Annotated in this window: 18 protein-coding genes; 10 read left to right on the top strand and 8 right to left on the bottom strand. The window is 70.9% G+C overall.

Annotation, left to right across the window (positions count from 1 at the left end; all coding sequences use genetic code 11):
- Positions 1–78 precede the first annotated feature (78 nt).
- Positions 79–1,551 carry a cation:dicarboxylate symporter family transporter gene (locus ABIA33_RS08245; protein ID WP_370078756.1) on the top strand — a complete coding sequence of 491 codons (1,473 nt, stop codon included), beginning with the start codon at positions 79–81 and terminating at the stop codon, positions 1,549–1,551.
- A 19-nt stretch (positions 1,552–1,570) separates the two neighbouring features.
- Here ABIA33_RS08245 and ABIA33_RS08250 read toward each other — a convergent pair whose 3' ends face one another.
- Positions 1,571–2,206, bottom strand: a complete 636-nt coding sequence (locus ABIA33_RS08250) for a bifunctional adenosylcobinamide kinase/adenosylcobinamide-phosphate guanylyltransferase (protein ID WP_370078758.1) — start codon at positions 2,204–2,206, stop codon at positions 1,571–1,573.
- A 105-nt stretch (positions 2,207–2,311) separates the two neighbouring features.
- On the opposite strand from ABIA33_RS08250, the gene ABIA33_RS08255 reads away from it, so the two are divergent.
- The gene (locus tag ABIA33_RS08255) at positions 2,312–2,746 is read left to right on the top strand and encodes an Ig-like domain-containing protein (protein ID WP_370078760.1); all 435 of its coding nucleotides are present in this window, start codon (positions 2,312–2,314) and stop codon (positions 2,744–2,746) included.
- 52 nt (positions 2,747–2,798) lie between these two features.
- Positions 2,799–3,008, top strand: a complete 210-nt coding sequence (locus tag ABIA33_RS08260) for a hypothetical protein (protein WP_370078762.1) — start codon at positions 2,799–2,801, stop codon at positions 3,006–3,008.
- A 102-nt stretch (positions 3,009–3,110) separates the two neighbouring features.
- Here the strand turns inward: ABIA33_RS08260 and ABIA33_RS08265 are convergent, their stop codons facing one another.
- Together ABIA33_RS08265 and ABIA33_RS08270 are read right to left on the bottom strand one after the other, a co-directional pair.
- Complete coding sequence (locus ABIA33_RS08265) at positions 3,111–4,115, bottom strand: aldo/keto reductase family protein (RefSeq protein ID WP_370078764.1); 1,005 nt, start codon at positions 4,113–4,115, stop codon at positions 3,111–3,113.
- Between the two features lie 39 nt (positions 4,116–4,154).
- Positions 4,155–4,967, bottom strand: a complete 813-nt coding sequence (locus ABIA33_RS08270) for a class I SAM-dependent methyltransferase (RefSeq protein WP_370079060.1) — start codon at positions 4,965–4,967, stop codon at positions 4,155–4,157.
- Here ABIA33_RS08270 and ABIA33_RS08275 point away from each other — a divergent pair.
- A complete protein-coding gene (locus ABIA33_RS08275) occupies positions 4,860–5,138 on the top strand; it encodes a hypothetical protein (protein ID WP_370078767.1) in 279 nt (92 codons plus the stop codon). The two genes, ABIA33_RS08270 and ABIA33_RS08275, sit on opposite strands and share 108 nt — an antisense overlap.
- On the opposite strand, the gene ABIA33_RS08280 is transcribed toward ABIA33_RS08275, so the two are convergent.
- On the bottom strand, positions 5,060–5,656 hold the full coding sequence (locus ABIA33_RS08280; RefSeq protein WP_370078769.1) for a DUF3043 domain-containing protein: 597 nt from the start codon (positions 5,654–5,656) through the stop codon (positions 5,060–5,062). The two genes, ABIA33_RS08275 and ABIA33_RS08280, sit on opposite strands and share 79 nt — an antisense overlap.
- Before the next feature lie 277 nt (positions 5,657–5,933).
- Between ABIA33_RS08280 and ABIA33_RS08285 the strand changes: the two genes are divergently transcribed.
- Both ABIA33_RS08285 and ABIA33_RS08290 read left to right on the top strand, forming a co-directional pair.
- Positions 5,934–6,701 carry a PspA/IM30 family protein gene (locus ABIA33_RS08285; protein WP_370079062.1) on the top strand — a complete coding sequence of 256 codons (768 nt, stop codon included), beginning with the start codon at positions 5,934–5,936 and terminating at the stop codon, positions 6,699–6,701.
- 10 nt (positions 6,702–6,711) lie between these two features.
- A complete protein-coding gene (locus ABIA33_RS08290) occupies positions 6,712–6,990 on the top strand; it encodes a hypothetical protein (RefSeq protein ID WP_370078771.1) in 279 nt (92 codons plus the stop codon).
- A 79-nt stretch (positions 6,991–7,069) separates the two neighbouring features.
- Here the strand turns inward: ABIA33_RS08290 and nadA are convergent, their stop codons facing one another.
- Positions 7,070–8,254: a quinolinate synthase NadA gene (nadA, locus tag ABIA33_RS08295; RefSeq protein ID WP_370078773.1), complete on the bottom strand. Its 1,185-nt coding sequence runs from the start codon at positions 8,252–8,254 to the stop codon at positions 7,070–7,072.
- Between the two features lie 212 nt (positions 8,255–8,466).
- Between nadA and ABIA33_RS08300 the strand changes: the two genes are divergently transcribed.
- The 3 genes from ABIA33_RS08300 to ABIA33_RS08310 all read left to right on the top strand — a co-directional run bounded on the left by ABIA33_RS08300 (position 8,467) and on the right by ABIA33_RS08310 (position 11,690).
- A complete protein-coding gene (locus tag ABIA33_RS08300) occupies positions 8,467–9,681 on the top strand; it encodes a low temperature requirement protein A (RefSeq protein ID WP_370078775.1) in 1,215 nt (404 codons plus the stop codon).
- A 28-nt stretch (positions 9,682–9,709) separates the two neighbouring features.
- On the top strand, positions 9,710–10,183 hold the full coding sequence (locus ABIA33_RS08305; protein ID WP_370078777.1) for an Lrp/AsnC family transcriptional regulator: 474 nt from the start codon (positions 9,710–9,712) through the stop codon (positions 10,181–10,183).
- Positions 10,184–10,325: 142 nt separating this feature from the next.
- Positions 10,326–11,690: an aspartate aminotransferase family protein gene (locus tag ABIA33_RS08310; protein WP_370078779.1), complete on the top strand. Its 1,365-nt coding sequence runs from the start codon at positions 10,326–10,328 to the stop codon at positions 11,688–11,690.
- Positions 11,691–11,720: 30 nt separating this feature from the next.
- Here the strand turns inward: ABIA33_RS08310 and ABIA33_RS08315 are convergent, their stop codons facing one another.
- Positions 11,721–12,602: a GNAT family N-acetyltransferase gene (locus ABIA33_RS08315; protein ID WP_370078781.1), complete on the bottom strand. Its 882-nt coding sequence runs from the start codon at positions 12,600–12,602 to the stop codon at positions 11,721–11,723.
- A gap of 233 nt (positions 12,603–12,835) precedes the next feature.
- Between ABIA33_RS08315 and ABIA33_RS08320 the strand changes: the two genes are divergently transcribed.
- Positions 12,836–13,189, top strand: a complete 354-nt coding sequence (locus tag ABIA33_RS08320; protein ID WP_370078783.1) for a HesB/IscA family protein — start codon at positions 12,836–12,838, stop codon at positions 13,187–13,189.
- Positions 13,190–13,276: 87 nt separating this feature from the next.
- Here the strand turns inward: ABIA33_RS08320 and ABIA33_RS08325 are convergent, their stop codons facing one another.
- Both ABIA33_RS08325 and ABIA33_RS08330 read right to left on the bottom strand, forming a co-directional pair.
- Complete coding sequence (locus ABIA33_RS08325; protein ID WP_370078785.1) at positions 13,277–13,858, bottom strand: hypothetical protein; 582 nt, start codon at positions 13,856–13,858, stop codon at positions 13,277–13,279.
- A 93-nt stretch (positions 13,859–13,951) separates the two neighbouring features.
- The gene (locus ABIA33_RS08330; RefSeq protein WP_370078787.1) at positions 13,952–14,173 is read right to left on the bottom strand and encodes a hypothetical protein; all 222 of its coding nucleotides are present in this window, start codon (positions 14,171–14,173) and stop codon (positions 13,952–13,954) included.
- Positions 14,174–14,212 lie beyond the last annotated feature (39 nt).

Genomic DNA, 14,212 nt, shown 5'->3' on the forward strand with positions numbered 1-14,212 from the left:
CAAGAGTGACCTCCGACACAGCCTGGCGGATAGTCGGCGCACCGGGCAAGGAAGCCCGCCCCCACCCCAGGAGTCCCCATGTCCAGCTTCGTTGGGAACACCAACGCGAACACCGGCGCACCCGGACCGCATGCCCCGGAACCGGCTGCGGCCGGCCGTCGGGAGCGTACCCACTTCCTCTACCTGGCCGTGCTGGTCGCCGTCGTGGCCGGTATCACCGTCGGTCTCACCGCCCCCGGATTCGCCGTCCAGCTCAAGCCGCTGGGCACCGGGTTCGTCTCGCTGATCAAGATGATGATCGCTCCGGTGATCTTCTGCACGATCGTGCTGGGCGTCGGCTCGGTCGCCAGCGCCGCCAAGGTCGGCAAGGTCGGTGGCCTCGCCCTCGGCTACTTCCTGGTCATGTCGACCTTCGCGCTCGCGATCGGCCTGGTCGTCGGCAACCTGCTGCACCCGGGCGCGGGACTGCACCTCAGTGCCGCGGTTCGGCATGCCGGCCACGCCCAGGCGGTGGCCGGCGGAGCCACCGGCGCGTGGGAGTTCGTGCTCGGCGTCATCCCGACCTCGCTGCTGAGCGCGCTGACCGCGGGCTCCGTCCTGCAGACGCTGCTGGTGGCCCTGCTCGTGGGGTTCGCCCTGCAGGCCATGGGCACGTCAGGCGAGCCGGTGCTGCGCGGCATCGGACACCTGCAGAAGCTGGTCTTCCGCATCCTCTCGATGATCATGTGGCTGGCTCCGGTGGGCGCATTCGGTGCGATGGCCGCCGTCGCCGGTGCCGGGGGAGCCGCAGCGCTCAAGAGCCTGGCCGTCCTCATGATCGGCTTCTATGTCACCTGCCTGATCTTCGTACTGGGCGTGTTGGGCGCGGTGCTCTGGTTCACGGCCCGGATCAGCATCTTCTCGCTGCTGCGCTACCTCGGCCGGGAGTTCCTGCTGATCCTGTCCACCTCTTCGTCCGAGTCGGCGCTGCCGCGGCTCGTCGCCAAGATGGAGCACCTGGGCGTGAGCCGCTCCGTCGTCGGCATCACCGTCCCCACCGGCTACTCCTTCAACCTCGACGGCACGGCCATCTACCTCACCATGGCCACGCTGTTCATCGCCCAGGCCATGGGTCAGCCGCTGGCGATCGGTTCGCAGATCTCGCTGCTGCTCTTCATGATCCTCGCCTCCAAGGGGGCGGCCGGGGTCACCGGCGCCGGGCTCGCGACGCTGGCCGGTGGCCTCCAGTCGCACCAGCCGGCCCTGGTCGACGGTGTCGGCCTGATCGTCGGCGTGGACCGCTTCATGTCGGAGGCGCGGGCGCTGACCAACTTCGCCGGCAACGCCGTCGCCACGGTGGTCATCGGCAGCTGGACCAAGGAGTTCGACCGCGAGCGGGCCACCCGGGTGTTCGCGGGCGGGCTCCCGTTCGACGAGAGCGGGCTCGCGCTCGACGGTGCGGAGACGGACGCGGACGCCGGTGCTGAGGCCGGTGCTGACGCCGGGGTCGACGACGCAGGCACGACCGGCGTCCCGGTCCCGGTCCCGGCCCAGCGTCCGGTGTCCGCCTGAGCCGCTCCCCGGCAGCGGGTCAGTTCCGCCGCAGCGGCAGGACCTGACCCGCCACCACCAGCAGCACCTCGTCCGACGCGGCGGCCACGGCGGCGTTCAACCGCCCCAACTCGTCCCGGAAACGGCGCCCCGACGCCGTCGCCGGGACGACGCCGCTGCCGACCTCGTTGCTGACGGCGACCACGCGGCGGGGTGTCTCCCGCCAGGCCGTCACCAGCGCGCCAGTACGGGCCCGCAGCCGCTGCTCGCCCCGGACGGTCCAGGCGTCGTCGTCCCAGGCGTCGCACTCGTCCATGGCCGTGGTCAGCCACAGCGCCAGGCAGTCGATCAGGATCGGGCCGCCGTCCCGCTCCGCCAGCAGCGGTTCCAGCTCGCAGGTCTCGGCCGTGCGCCAGGACGAGGGCCGCCGTTCGCGGTGCAGCGAGACCCGCCGGGCCCAGTCCTCGTCGCCGTCGCGGGTGCCGCCGGTGGCGACGTAGAGCACGCCCTGATCTCCCGTCAGCACTTCCTCCGCCATCATCCGTTCGGCGATCACGGACTTGCCGGAACGGGCGCCGCCGAGGACGAGGGTGCAGCGGGACGGCCGCGCCCTGCGTCCGAACTCGACGCCGAGGCGACGGGTGCCGGTGGGGGACAGTTCCGAGAAGATCCGCATGGGCGTCATTCTGGATCAACGCGGCATAAAAGTCTGATTTGGTGAGTTGTTATCTTCCTGAGACCTTTGGGGGAGGAGCCGCCGGGGCCAGGAATGGGGATCACGATGAATGCCGTCAGCCGTCAGCGCCGTACCAACGCCCGCAGGATCGCCGAGGCCACTGCTGCCGTGCGGACCCCCGCGGGTGTCGGCCCGAAGGCCGCCGTCGCCTCGCTGCCCGTCGGCTGGTTGCCCCTCGCCGCCCAGGACCGCGCGGACGCGGTCTCGGGCACACCCGCCACCATCGACCTGCTGGGCGCGGACCAGCCCGCCGAACACTCCCTGGTCGCGCTGACGGCGTCTCCCGCGCACGGGCGGGCCGTCCTCAACGACGACGCCACCGCCACCTACACCTCGGTCCCCGGTTTCACCGGCGGCGACTCCTTCTCCTACCGCTACACCGACGAACGCGGCCGCGCCGCACGGGTCACCGTGGCTGTCAGCGTCTCCCGGGGTGGCGGACCCACGAGCGCCTACGCCGGGCTGGCGTACGCGGCCTGAGGAACTGGGTAACCTTCGCTGGGATGGACCCGGCGGTGGAAGGAGCCCCAGCATGGTGTGGACGTGGCGTTTCGAGAAGGCGGACGGCTCCACGGTCGCCGCGCCGAACGGGACGGAGGAGTTCCCCACCCAGGGCGACGCCGAATCCTGGATCGGCGAGACCTGGAAGGACCTGGTGGGGGACGGCATCGACCAGGCCGTGCTGCTGGAGGACGGCGAGAAGATCTACGGGCCGATGAGCCTGCACCCGAGCGAGTCCTAGCGGTATCGGCAGTCGCAGCGGTACCGGCGGTAGTAGCCGCAGTTCTGGCCGCGTCACGGCGAAGCGGGCGCCCCCTGGTGAGGGAGCGCCCGCTCGGTCGTGTCAGGGGCGGGTCTTCGGCGCGTTCTCCGCTGTCTTCTCCGGGTCGAACTCGGCGACAGGGGCGAGGATCTCGTCCATCCGCTTCAGCAGTGCCCGGTCCAGCTTCACACCGGCCGCCTTGACGTTCTCGGAGACCTGCTCGGGGCGGGAGGCCCCGATGATCGCCGCCGAGACGTTGTGGTTCTGCAGCACCCAGGCCACCGCGAGTTGGGCGAGGCTCAGCCCGGCCTCTTCCGCGAGCGGCTTCAGCTGCTGCACCCGCTCCAGCACGTCGTCGCGCAGGAAGCGGCCGACGAAGTTGGCGCCGCCCTTCTCGTCCGTGGCGCGCGTGCCCGCCGGGAGCGGTGCGCCGGGCAGGTACTTGCCGGTCAGCACGCCCTGGGCGATGGGGGACCAGACGATCTGGCCGATGCCCAGTTCCTCGGAGGTCGGCACGACCTCGGCCTCGATGACCCGCCACAGCGCGGAGTACTGCGGCTGGTTGGAGATCAACGGGATCTTCAGCTCGTGCGCCAGCGCGTGTCCGTTGCGGATCTGCTCGGCGGTCCACTCGGACACGCCGATGTAGAGCGCCTTGCCGGAGCGCACCACGTCGGCGAACGCCGTCATGGTCTCCTCCAGCGGAGTGGAGGGGTCGTAGCGGTGGGCCTGGTAGAGGTCGACGTAGTCGGTCTGCAGCCGGCGCAAGGAGTTGTCGATCGACTCCATGATGTGCTTGCGGCCGAGTCCACGGTCGTTGCGGCCAGGGCCGGTCGGCCAGAAGACCTTGGTGAAGATCTCCAGGCCCTCGCGCCGCTCGCCCTTGAGCGCGCGGCCCATGACGGCCTCGGCGCGGGTCTCGGCGTAGACGTCCGCCGTGTCGAAGGTGGTGATACCGGCGTCCAGGGCGGCACGGACGCACGCGGTCGCGGCGTCCTCCTCCACCTGGGAGCCGTGGGTGAGCCAGTTGCCGTAGGCGATCTCACTGATGATCAGGCCGCTGCGGCCCAGATGACGAAACTCCATGCGGCCGACACTACGCCGAAGATCGCTGCGACCGCGAGGTCACCCCGCGTGCCCGCCGGGCCGGCCGCCGGGGCGGGTGCCCACCAGGTGCAGCAGGGCCGCCACGGCGCGGTACGGGTCGGTGCGTCCGGCCCGTTCCTCCGCGTCGAGCAGCTGCGCGAGCTGCCGCCCGTCCGCGGGCGGTGGGGCGTGGTCGGGAGCCTGGTCCGTGAACACCCGGACCCCGTACCAGCGGCGCAGCGGCACGTCGATCTCGGCGAGGGTGCGGGTCAGCGGTTCGAGCCGGTCCGCCCGGGTGGGCACGCCCAGCCGGTTCCCGTGCTCGTCGATTGGCCAAGACCGGTCCCCGGAGAACGCTTCGATCGCGCCCGCCCAGTCACCGCCGCAGCCCGGACGCATCGCCAGCGCGTCGCCGTTGCGGACGACGACGGACAGCATCCCGCCCGGGGCGAGCACCCGCGCCAGCGACGCGAGCATCGGCTCCGCCTCGGGCAGGTACATCAGCACGCCGTGGCACAGCACCACGTCGAAGGTGCCGGGGCCGAACCAGCGCCCGCAGTCACCGCCCTCGCCGGTCAGCAGGCTCACCCGCTGCCGCACCTCGGGGGTCTCGGCGTTGAGTGCGGACTGGGCCGCGCCCAGCGTCGCCGGGTCCGGGTCCAGCCCGGTCACCAGGTGGCCGGCCCGGGCCAGCCGCAACGCCTGGGTGCCCTGGCCGCAGCCGACGTCCAGCACCCGCAGGCCGTGACCGACACCGAGGCTGTCGTCGCCCAGGCCGTCGCCACCGAAGTGCTCGACGATCTGCTCGGCGAGCTGCCGGGCGACCAGTTCCTGTCGAACGATGTTGCGTATCCCGCCGAGACCGGAAAGCCAGGCACCGGCGCCCGCGCCGAACGCGGACTGCCGCTGCTCGGGCAGCTGGCCCCGGTACGCGTACGTCTCGATCAGGGCTTCTGCCCTCGCTTGACCTGGGGCTTCGGCAGGCGCAGCCGGCGCATCTGCAGGGTGCGCATCAGCGCGTAGGCCACCGCGCCCTTGGCGTTCTTGTCCGGGAAGCGCTGGGCCAGCTGCTTGCGCAGGCCGAAGGCCAGCACGAAGGAGTGGCCGACGATCAGGACGATGATCACGACCCAGAGCGTCAGCGACAGCAGTTGCAGTCCGGGGTTACGGAGCACGCTCAGCAGCAGGATGATCACGGCGAACGGCAGGAACCACTCGGCGGCGGTCATCCTGGAGTCGACGTAGTCGCGGGCGAACCGGCGCACCGGGCCCTTGTCACGTGGCGGCAGTGCCGACTCGTCGCCGCTCAGCAGAGCTGCGCGCTGGCGGTCGCGGGCGGAACGGTCCCGCGAACGGGCCTCCTTGGCGGCCTCCTTGCGGTCCTTGGGCACATAGGCGCGACCGCGGCGGTTGGCCTCGGCCTCACTGCGCTTGGGCGTGGGGCGGCCCTTCTTGGCCTCGGCGTCGGGGCGCTCGGGTGCGTCGGACTTCTCGAGCGTGACGGCGTCGGCGGGGGCATCCTGGGAGCTTCGTCGGAACACAGGTAAAGACTACGTGGTCAGCAGGTGTATTCCCTAGCCCCGGCGGGCACGCTGCGGTTTCAGGGTGCCCCGGGTACCGGCTCCGGGGTGCGGTCCCTCGTGCGGTCGAGGCGACACCGGCCCGAATCCCTCGCACGGATGACGCAGCTGTCGCCGCGCTGTAGCACTCTTGTTGCAGGCAGGTGCGCTGCGGTGAACGCCCCGCGCCCCGTAGTCTTGGGTACGAGAACCGGCAGGCCGGAGAAGGGGGCGCGCGAGGCCCATGAGCGACGGAATCATGAAGCGGATGTCAATGATCTTCCGCGCCAAGGCCAACAAGGCCTTGGATCGTGCGGAGGACCCACGCGAGACACTCGACTACTCGTACCAGAAGCAGCTTGAACTGCTGCAGAAGGTGCGTCGTGGAGTGGCGGATGTGGCGACATCCCGCAAGCGCCTGGAGCTCCAGCTCCAGCAGCTTCAGAAGCAGTCCTCGACGCTGGAGGAGCAGGGCCGCAAGGCGCTCTCCCTCGGCCGCGAGGACCTGGCCCGCGAGGCGCTCACCCGCCGTTCCGGGATCCAGCAGCAGGTCGCCGACCTGGAGACGCAGTACCAGGCCCTGCAGGGCGAGGAGGAGAAGCTCACGCTGGCCTCCCAGCGGCTGCAGTCCAAGGTGGACGCCTTCCGGACCAAGAAGGAGACCATCAAGGCGACCTACACGGCCGCGCAGGCGCAGACCCGTATCGCCGAGTCCTTCTCCGGGATCTCGGAGGAGATGGGCGACGTCGGCCTGGCGATCCAGCGGGCAGAGGACAAGACCGCGCAGATGCAGGCGCGGGCCGGTGCGATCGACGAGCTGCTCGCGTCGGGTGCGCTCGACGACCCGACCGGGATGCGCAAGGACGACATCACGGCCGAGCTGGAGCGGATGTCCAGCGGCTCGGACGTCGAGCTCGAGCTGGCCAGGATGAAGGCCGAACTGTCCGGCGGAGCAGCCCCGACCCCCGCCATCGAGCAGGGCCAGCCGGGCACCCCGCAGGACCAGCACCCCCACCTCGACAAGTAGGGAGCGCCACATGATCGTCAGGATCATGGGGGAGGGGCAGTTCGAGGTTCCGGACACGCTGGTTGACCGGCTCAACGAGCTGGACAACGCGGTGCTGGCGGCCCTCGAGTCCGGCGACGAAGCCGACTTCCGAGTCAGCCTGGCCGCCCTCCTCGCCGCAGTCCGCGCGGGCGGAACGCCGGTTTCGCACGACGTGCTGGTCCCCTCCGAGGCGACCCTGCCGTTCGAGGAGGCCACGGTCGACGAGGTCAAGGCACTGCTGCACGCGGACGGGCTCATCCCCGGATGAGCAGCGCCGGCTGAGCGCACTGGTCGCACGAGGAAGGGGGCACCCCGAACGGGGTGCCCCTTCCTCGTGCGCGCGCCGGCTACGGCAGGGCCAGCATCTGGTCCAGCGCGGCCTTGGCGTACTTCTCGGTCTGCGGGTCGACGGTGATCACGTTGGGGACGCGCCCCTCGACCAGCGACTCCAGCGTCCACACCAGGTGCGGCAGGTCGATCCGGTTCATCGTGGAGCAGAAGCAGACCGTGCGGTCCAGGAACACGACCTCCTTGTCCGGGTGCGCCTTGGCGAGGCGGCGGACCAGGTTGAGTTCCGTGCCGATGGCCCACTTGGAGCCGGGCTCGGCCGCGTCCAGGGCCTTGATGATGTACTCGGTGGAGCCCACCAGGTCGGCGGCCTCGACGACCTCGTGCTTGCACTCGGGGTGCACCAGCACGGTGACGCCGGGCACGCGCTCGCGGACCTCCTGCACGGAGTCCAGCGAGAAGCGGCCGTGGACCGAGCAGTGGCCGCGCCACAGGATCATCTTGGCGTCCCGCAGCTGCTCGACGGTCAGGCCGCCGTTGGGCTTGTGCGGGTTGTAGAGGACGCAGTCGTCGAGGCTCAGGCCCATCTCGCGGACGGCGGTGTTGCGGCCCAGGTGCTGGTCCGGCAGGAACAGCACCTTCTGCCCCTGCTCGAAGGCCCACTCGAGCGCGCGCTTGGCGTTGGACGAGGTGCAGATGGTTCCGCCGTGCTTGCCGGTGAACGCCTTGATGTCGGCGGAGGAGTTCATGTAGGCGACCGGGACGACGGTGTCGGCGATCCCGGCGTCGCTGAGGGCGTCCCAGCACTCGGCGACCTGCTCCGCGGTGGCCATGTCGGCCATCGAGCAGCCGGCGGCCAGGTCCGGCAGGATCACCTGCTGGTGCGCGGAGGTGAGGATGTCGGCGCTCTCCGCCATGAAGTGCACGCCGCAGAAGACGATGTACTCGGCCTCGGGCTTGTTGGCGGCGTCGCGGGCGAGCTTGAAGGAGTCGCCGGTGACGTCGGCGAACTCGATGACCTCGTCGCGCTGGTAGTGGTGGCCGAGGATGAACACGCGGTCGCCGAGGGCGGCCTTGGCGGCGCGGGCGCGCTCGACCAGGTCCGGGTCGGAGGCGGCGGGCAGGTCACCAGGGCAGTCGACACCGCGCTCGCTCGCCGGGTCGGCCTGGCGGCCGAGCAGCAGCAGGGCCAGCGGGGTGGGTGCGGGCTCTTCGAGGGTGACGTTCAAAGGCGTGGTGGTCACGGGCGGACTGCCCTCCTGTGGGGGTGCGGCTTCGGCGCCGCTCCCTTTTCGTCCATCTGACGTTATCTATCATAACTCGCACCCGCCCCCGTGACGACGGACAGCGTGGCAATGTGATCCACGCCGCTGTCGCCGTTCCGGCACTACCCCGCTGGCGGGTGCGGTTGTAGGGCGACAGGCTCAAGGCGGCGCGACCGGAAGGGTATGCGGAGATGAGCGACAGGTCGAACCCGGGTCCGGCGCTCGGTACGGCGGTGCGCCGGATGGTCCCGCGCAGCCGGGACGAGCAGCACCGCGCGTCCACGCCGCTGGAGCTCTTCTTCGACCTCTGCTTCGTCGTCGCGGTCGCGCAGGCCGGAGGCCAGCTGGCGCACGCGCTCGCCCAGGGTCACGTCTGGACCGGTGTCTCCAGCTACCTCTTCGTGTTCTTCGCGATCTGGTGGGCCTGGATGAACTTCACCTGGTTCGCCTCCGCCTACGACACCGACGACATTCCCTACCGCGTGGCGACCATGCTCCAGATCACCGGTGCGCTGATCCTGGCCGCCGGAGTACCGCAGCTCTTCGCGGGGCACTTCGCCGTCGGGGTCCTCGGCTACGTGGTGATGCGCTGCGTGATGATCGCCCAGTGGCTGCGGGCGGCCGAGAACTGCGGCGGAGCCGAGAGGGCCATGGCCCTCCACTACGCCGTGGGCATCGCCTGCGCCCAGGCCTGCTGGGTGCTGCTGCTCTTCCTGCCGCACTCGGTGAGGACGCCGCTGTTGCTGCTGTTCGTCGCCTTCGAGATAGCCGTCCCGGTGGTCGCCGAGCGGCGTTCGCAGACCAATTGGCACCCCGAGCACATCGCGGAACGCTACGGACTGTTCACCCTGATCGTGCTCGGCGAGACGGTGGCCGCGGCGACCGTCGCCGTGCAGTCGGCGGTGGCCGAACACAACGCACTGGGACGGCTGCTTCCGATCGCCGGTGGCGGCCTGCTGATCTGCTTCTCCGCCTGGTGGATCTACTTCGCCCGGCCGGTGCACGACTACCTGCGGTCGAACCGGCAGGGCTTCCTCTGGGGATACGGGCACTACCTGGTGTTCCTGTCGGCGGCGGCGATAGGAGCGGGTCTGGAGGTCGCTGTGGGGCAGGCGGTGGGCCAGGCGCACCTCTCGGGGCGGGCGGCGGCCGCGGTGGTGACCGTGCCGACGGCGGTCTACCTCTTCACCGTGTGGGCGCTCCACGCCAGATTCGGCAAGCGGGGCCTCGCTCAGATGCTGGTGCTGCCGGTGGCCGCGCTCGGGGTCCTCGCCGTGACGCCGCTGGGCGGACCGGCCGGGGTGCTCGCGGCCGGGCTGGTGTGCGCGGTCGCCGTCGCGGTGGGGCTCACACTGCACCTCAGGTCGGCGCGGCCGGAGCAGCGGCAGCCGAGCGAGGCGCCCTGAACCCGCCGGGTGTGCTACTCCTGTACGCGTGTCTGCACCACTGAACCCGCTCAACCCGCTCAACCCGTCCGCGCGGCTGGACGAGACCGACCGCCGGGTCCTCGAACTGCTCGGACGGGACGGGCGTGCCTCGTACGCGGAGATCGGGCTGCTGGTGAACCTCTCCGCGACGGCGGTGAAGCGGCGGGTGGACCGGCTGCGGGAACGCGGCGTGGTGCGCGGGTTCACCGTGGTCCTGGACCCCGACCTGCTGGGGTGGGGCACCGAGGCGTTCGTGGAGGTCTACTGCCGCGAGCGGACCTCGCCGGAGGAGATCCTCTCGGCCCTGCGCCAGTTCCCCGAGGTCGTCGCCGCCTGGACGGTCACCGGCGACCCGGACGCACTGGTGCACCTGCGGGCCGCCGACACCCGGCATCTGGAGGCGGTGATCGAGCGCATCCGCAAGGAGCGGGGCGTGCAGCGCAGTCGCAGCTCGGTGGTGCTGAGCCAGTTGATCGGCTGATCTGCCCGGCGGGTGGGGATTCCTGCGCGAAGCCGGCCGATCGCGCCGGAATGCTGCGCCGGTGGCACGGTTCCGACATGCCGGGGAGGGGGCCCGCTGCCTAGGGTTGACCACGTCGATTCCGCCGCGAGAGGACCCTCCTGTGACCCAGCGTATGCACCAGTACGACGCCAGGATGGTCGACCTGGTCTTCGACTACATGCGGGAGCGGCTGCAGTACGACCCGGTGCCGCTGGACCACCCCGGGGAGGGCGAGCGGCTCAGCGGCGTCCTTGACGGGCTGCTCAACGCGCGCGGAAACGATCCTGCCGATGTGCTGAAGCTGTACGACCACGAGCTGTCCCGTGCCGTGATCTCAGCTGACAGTCCCCGTTATCTGTCATTCATCCCCTGCGCGCCGACCAAGGCCGCCCTGCTGTTCGACATGGTGGTCTCCTGCGCCTCGCTGCAGGGCATCTCCTGGCTGGAGGCGGCCGGCGCCATCGCCGCCGAGAACCAGGTGCTGCGGCTGATCTCCGACCGGGCCGGACTCCCCGAGTCGGCGGGCGGCTGCTTCGTCTCCGGCGGCTCCGCAGGCAACCTGTCCGCGCTGGTCGTCGCCCGTGACACGGCCAGGCACCGGCTCGGCCTGGCCTCCGGCGCGCGGATGCGGATAGCCGTCAGCGACCAGACCCACTCCTCGGTCACCAACACCCTCAACATCATCGGCGTGGAGAAGCTGCTGGTCCCCACCAGCGACCACCGCCTCACCGGCGCCGCGCTCCGTGCCGCACTCGCGGCAGACACCGACCCGGCCCCGGTCATCGGCGTCGTCGGCACTGCAGGGACCACCAACGCCGGGATCGTCGACGACCTGGCCGGTATCGCCGAGGTCGCCCGCGAGCTGGACCTCTGGTTCCACGTCGACGGCGCCTACGGCGGCGCGGGACTGTTCGCCCCGTCCGTCCGGGCGAAGTACGACGGCATCGAGCACGCCGACTCCTTCGTGGTGGACCCGCACAAGTGGCTCTTCGCGCCCTTCGACTGCGCGGCGCTGATCTATCGCAGGCCCTGGCTGGCCAAGGGCGTGCACACCCAGGACGCCTCCTACCTCGACGTGCTGCACACCGGTGACAACGAGGAGTGGAACCCCACCGACTACGCCTACCACCTCACCCGGCGGGCCCGCGGCCTACCGCTGTGGTTCTCGCTCGCGGTGCACGGCACCGACGCCTACAGCGAGGCGATCGAGACCGGCATCGGGCTGGCCCGCGACACGGCAGCGCTGATCCGCGCCGAGTACCCGGACCTGGAGGTCGTCCGCGATCCCGAGCTCTCCAGCGTGGTCTACCGGCGCCGGGGCTGGGCGGCCCAGGACTACTACGACTGGTCGCAGCGCCTGCTGGCCGACCAGATCGGCTTCGTCACCCCGACGGGCTGGGAGGGCGAGGTCGTCGCCCGCTTCGCGTTCCTGCACCCCGGCACGACCATGGAGATGGTCCGCGAGATCCTCGACACCATGGTCTGACGCCCTGGCGGTCCTACATCGGGGACTGGTCTACAGGTATGCGCCCGACGGCAGATACGGCGTCGGCGGGCGCATGCCGCGCAGCGCGAGGTAGCCGCGGGTGGCGAGGGTGAGCCCCGCGGCCAGGCCCACGTCCACCGCCCAGTCCTGCTCGGCGGTGAGGTTGGTGACCACGGCCTCCTCGGTCGCGGGAACCCGCGCCAGCGCCTCCGCCAGCAGCCGGCCGGCGAGGCGCTTGGACGTGGCCGCCAGCAGCACCACCCGCCGGCCGTTGCGGTAGCAGTAGCCGCTGCCGGTGAGCGTGTCCATCACCAGGAGTTCCTCGCAGGTACGCAGCATCAGCTCATGGTCGGGGCCGTGCGCGCTGCCGCGGGTCCTGCGGTCGACGGAGTCCAGCAGCTGGCGGTGCGTCGCGTCCCCGAGGTGCACCGGGACGTTGCCGAGGACGTCGGGCAGCGACACCCGGTCGACCTTCCCGGTCAGCGACATCGCCGGATGCAGCCGGAATCCCGCCGCGTGGTACCGGCGGGCCGCCCGGGGGTCGGGCGAGGCCACGACGATGCCACGCAGGCAGCCGCGCCCGTAGGCGAGGGCGTGGTCGAGCAGCAGCCTCCCCACGCCCTTGCCCTGCGCGGCCGGCGTCACGCAGAACAGGGACAGTCCCCACAGCCCCTCCCGCCGCAGTGCCAGCGCCACGCCGATCGGCCTACCCTCCTCCTCGGCGAGCCAGCACCCGCCGGGGTCGGTCACGGCCAGATGCCGGGTGCGGATGTCGGCCAACGCGATCCGCTCCGGTGTCCACGGGGTCGGCGGGTCGCCGAGCTCCTGTTCGAGCCCTGCGAAGGCCGCACTCGACACCTCCCGGACCGCGGCAGCGTCTGATGCGGAGTCACGGACCGGTCGCAGGATCATGGCCCAAGTCTTACCCGCGGGCACCGGGCGGGGTGAGCGGTTTTCGGCACCTCGCCCGTCGGTACCTCGTCATTCCCCCGTCGGCACCTCGCCGAGCGGTCGCGACCGTTTGGCCGCAGTGTGCGAGCATGGAGTTCCCGCAGCCCGCGGGGGACAGCCCCGGAATACTTCGGGGGTGCCGCCGGTTTGCCGAGACTGGTAGCAGTACGTCGTCACAACCCGGGAGTATGCAGATGACCGTCCAGGACGAGACCACCGTCGAGAGCGGACTTCTTCTCAGCGATTCCGCCGCGGCCAAGGTCAAGAGCCTGCTGGAGCAGGAGGGCCGTGAGGACCTCGCGCTGCGCGTCGCCGTTCAGCCGGGTGGCTGCTCCGGCCTGCGCTACCAGCTGTTCTTCGACGAGCGCTCGCTCGACGGGGACGTCGTGAAGGACTTCGGCGGCGTGAGCGTCGTCACCGACCGGATGAGCGCGCCCTACCTGGGCGGCGCCACCATCGACTTCGTCGACACCATCGAGAAGCAGGGCTTCACGATCGACAACCCCAACGCCACCGGCTCCTGCGCCTGCGGGGACTCCTTCAGCTAGGCCCGTCGACTTCCGCGACGACTGTGCCCCTGCCCCGATACCGGGCAGGGGCATTCGTCGCGTGCCGGGCTGCGGCGCCGGCGGACCTCAGCCTGACTTGATCGGGCCGTGGGTGACCCTGGCCCCGCTCGGCAGCGGGTTCTCCAGCGGCAGCACCTTGCCCGAAACCGTGTCGACGACGGAGCGCCCGTTCAACGGCGAGCCGAGGTCGGTGCTCACGGCCTGCTGCCGGATCAGGGCCGGGCAGAGCTGGCCCGGCTTGGGCCACTGCGTCACGATCACGGTGACGCGTACTTGTCCCTGCGTCGACTGGTCGGCCTTGAGGCCGAACTTCTGGCAGACCCCGCCGAAGAAGTACACGGTCAGCGTGGTGCCGGCGGTCGAGTACCCATTGGCCTTGAGGTTGGCCGGTCCCGGCGTGCGCCCGGGCGGCGCGGCCGAGGAGGAGCCTCCGGCCGGGAACGTCGCCGACGGGTTGGTCATCACCGGCCCGCCGGGCTGAACGCTGGGGACCGGGGTCACCATCGGAGTCGTCGACACCTGACCGCTCGGCTTTCCCCCCGCGGTCGTGCTCGAAGCGCAGGCCGACGCGCTGCCGAGAGCCATGACCATGACTCCGAGGGCCGCGAGTGCGGTCGTCGTCCCCCGCGCCGTCGTCTTCTGAGTCACTGTGCCTCCTGTGCTGTCCCTAGTCCGAACGACGATGGGACGTGGAGGGCACGTTGTTGGTTCCTTCCCCCAGGGGGGCGGATCGGGCGCGGCTCAGTCGCCGTACTCCGAGAGGTCCTTCACCAGCGAGGCCGAGCGCGAGCTGACCTGGAATCCGGTGCGTCGACCGGGCGTGGTGTGCGGCTCGTCGACCGCGAGCAGCGGCCAGAACTTCCGCATCCGCCGGGACGTGTGCACCAAGCCGGCGAGCGTTTCCGCGTCGGCGTCCCCCCGGAGATAGGAGGGGACCTTGACCGGATTGCTCCTGGGCATCATGCGAGGCTCCGAGGGTGAGGGGGCGGCCCGAACGCTGCC

This window comes from Streptacidiphilus sp. MAP12-16 (genome assembly GCF_041262165.1).
Taxonomy (GTDB): domain Bacteria; phylum Actinomycetota; class Actinomycetes; order Streptomycetales; family Streptomycetaceae; genus Streptacidiphilus.

Excerpts from the sequence above, each read along its gene's own strand:
- ABIA33_RS08245 (WP_370078756.1), top strand. The coding sequence starts at position 79 with ATGTCCAGCTTCGTTGGGAACACCAACGCGAACACCGGCGCACCCGGA.
- ABIA33_RS08250 (WP_370078758.1), bottom strand. The coding sequence starts at position 2,206 with ATGCGGATCTTCTCGGAACTGTCCCCCACCGGCACCCGTCGCCTCGGC.
- ABIA33_RS08255 (WP_370078760.1), top strand. The coding sequence starts at position 2,312 with ATGAATGCCGTCAGCCGTCAGCGCCGTACCAACGCCCGCAGGATCGCC.
- ABIA33_RS08260 (WP_370078762.1), top strand. The coding sequence starts at position 2,799 with ATGGTGTGGACGTGGCGTTTCGAGAAGGCGGACGGCTCCACGGTCGCC.
- ABIA33_RS08265 (WP_370078764.1), bottom strand. The coding sequence starts at position 4,115 with ATGGAGTTTCGTCATCTGGGCCGCAGCGGCCTGATCATCAGTGAGATC.
- ABIA33_RS08285 (WP_370079062.1), top strand. The coding sequence starts at position 5,934 with ATGAAGCGGATGTCAATGATCTTCCGCGCCAAGGCCAACAAGGCCTTG.
- ABIA33_RS08290 (WP_370078771.1), top strand. The coding sequence starts at position 6,712 with ATGATCGTCAGGATCATGGGGGAGGGGCAGTTCGAGGTTCCGGACACG.
- ABIA33_RS08300 (WP_370078775.1), top strand. The coding sequence starts at position 8,467 with ATGAGCGACAGGTCGAACCCGGGTCCGGCGCTCGGTACGGCGGTGCGC.
- ABIA33_RS08315 (WP_370078781.1), bottom strand. The coding sequence starts at position 12,602 with ATGATCCTGCGACCGGTCCGTGACTCCGCATCAGACGCTGCCGCGGTC.
- ABIA33_RS08320 (WP_370078783.1), top strand. The coding sequence starts at position 12,836 with ATGACCGTCCAGGACGAGACCACCGTCGAGAGCGGACTTCTTCTCAGC.
- ABIA33_RS08330 (WP_370078787.1), bottom strand. The coding sequence starts at position 14,173 with ATGATGCCCAGGAGCAATCCGGTCAAGGTCCCCTCCTATCTCCGGGGG.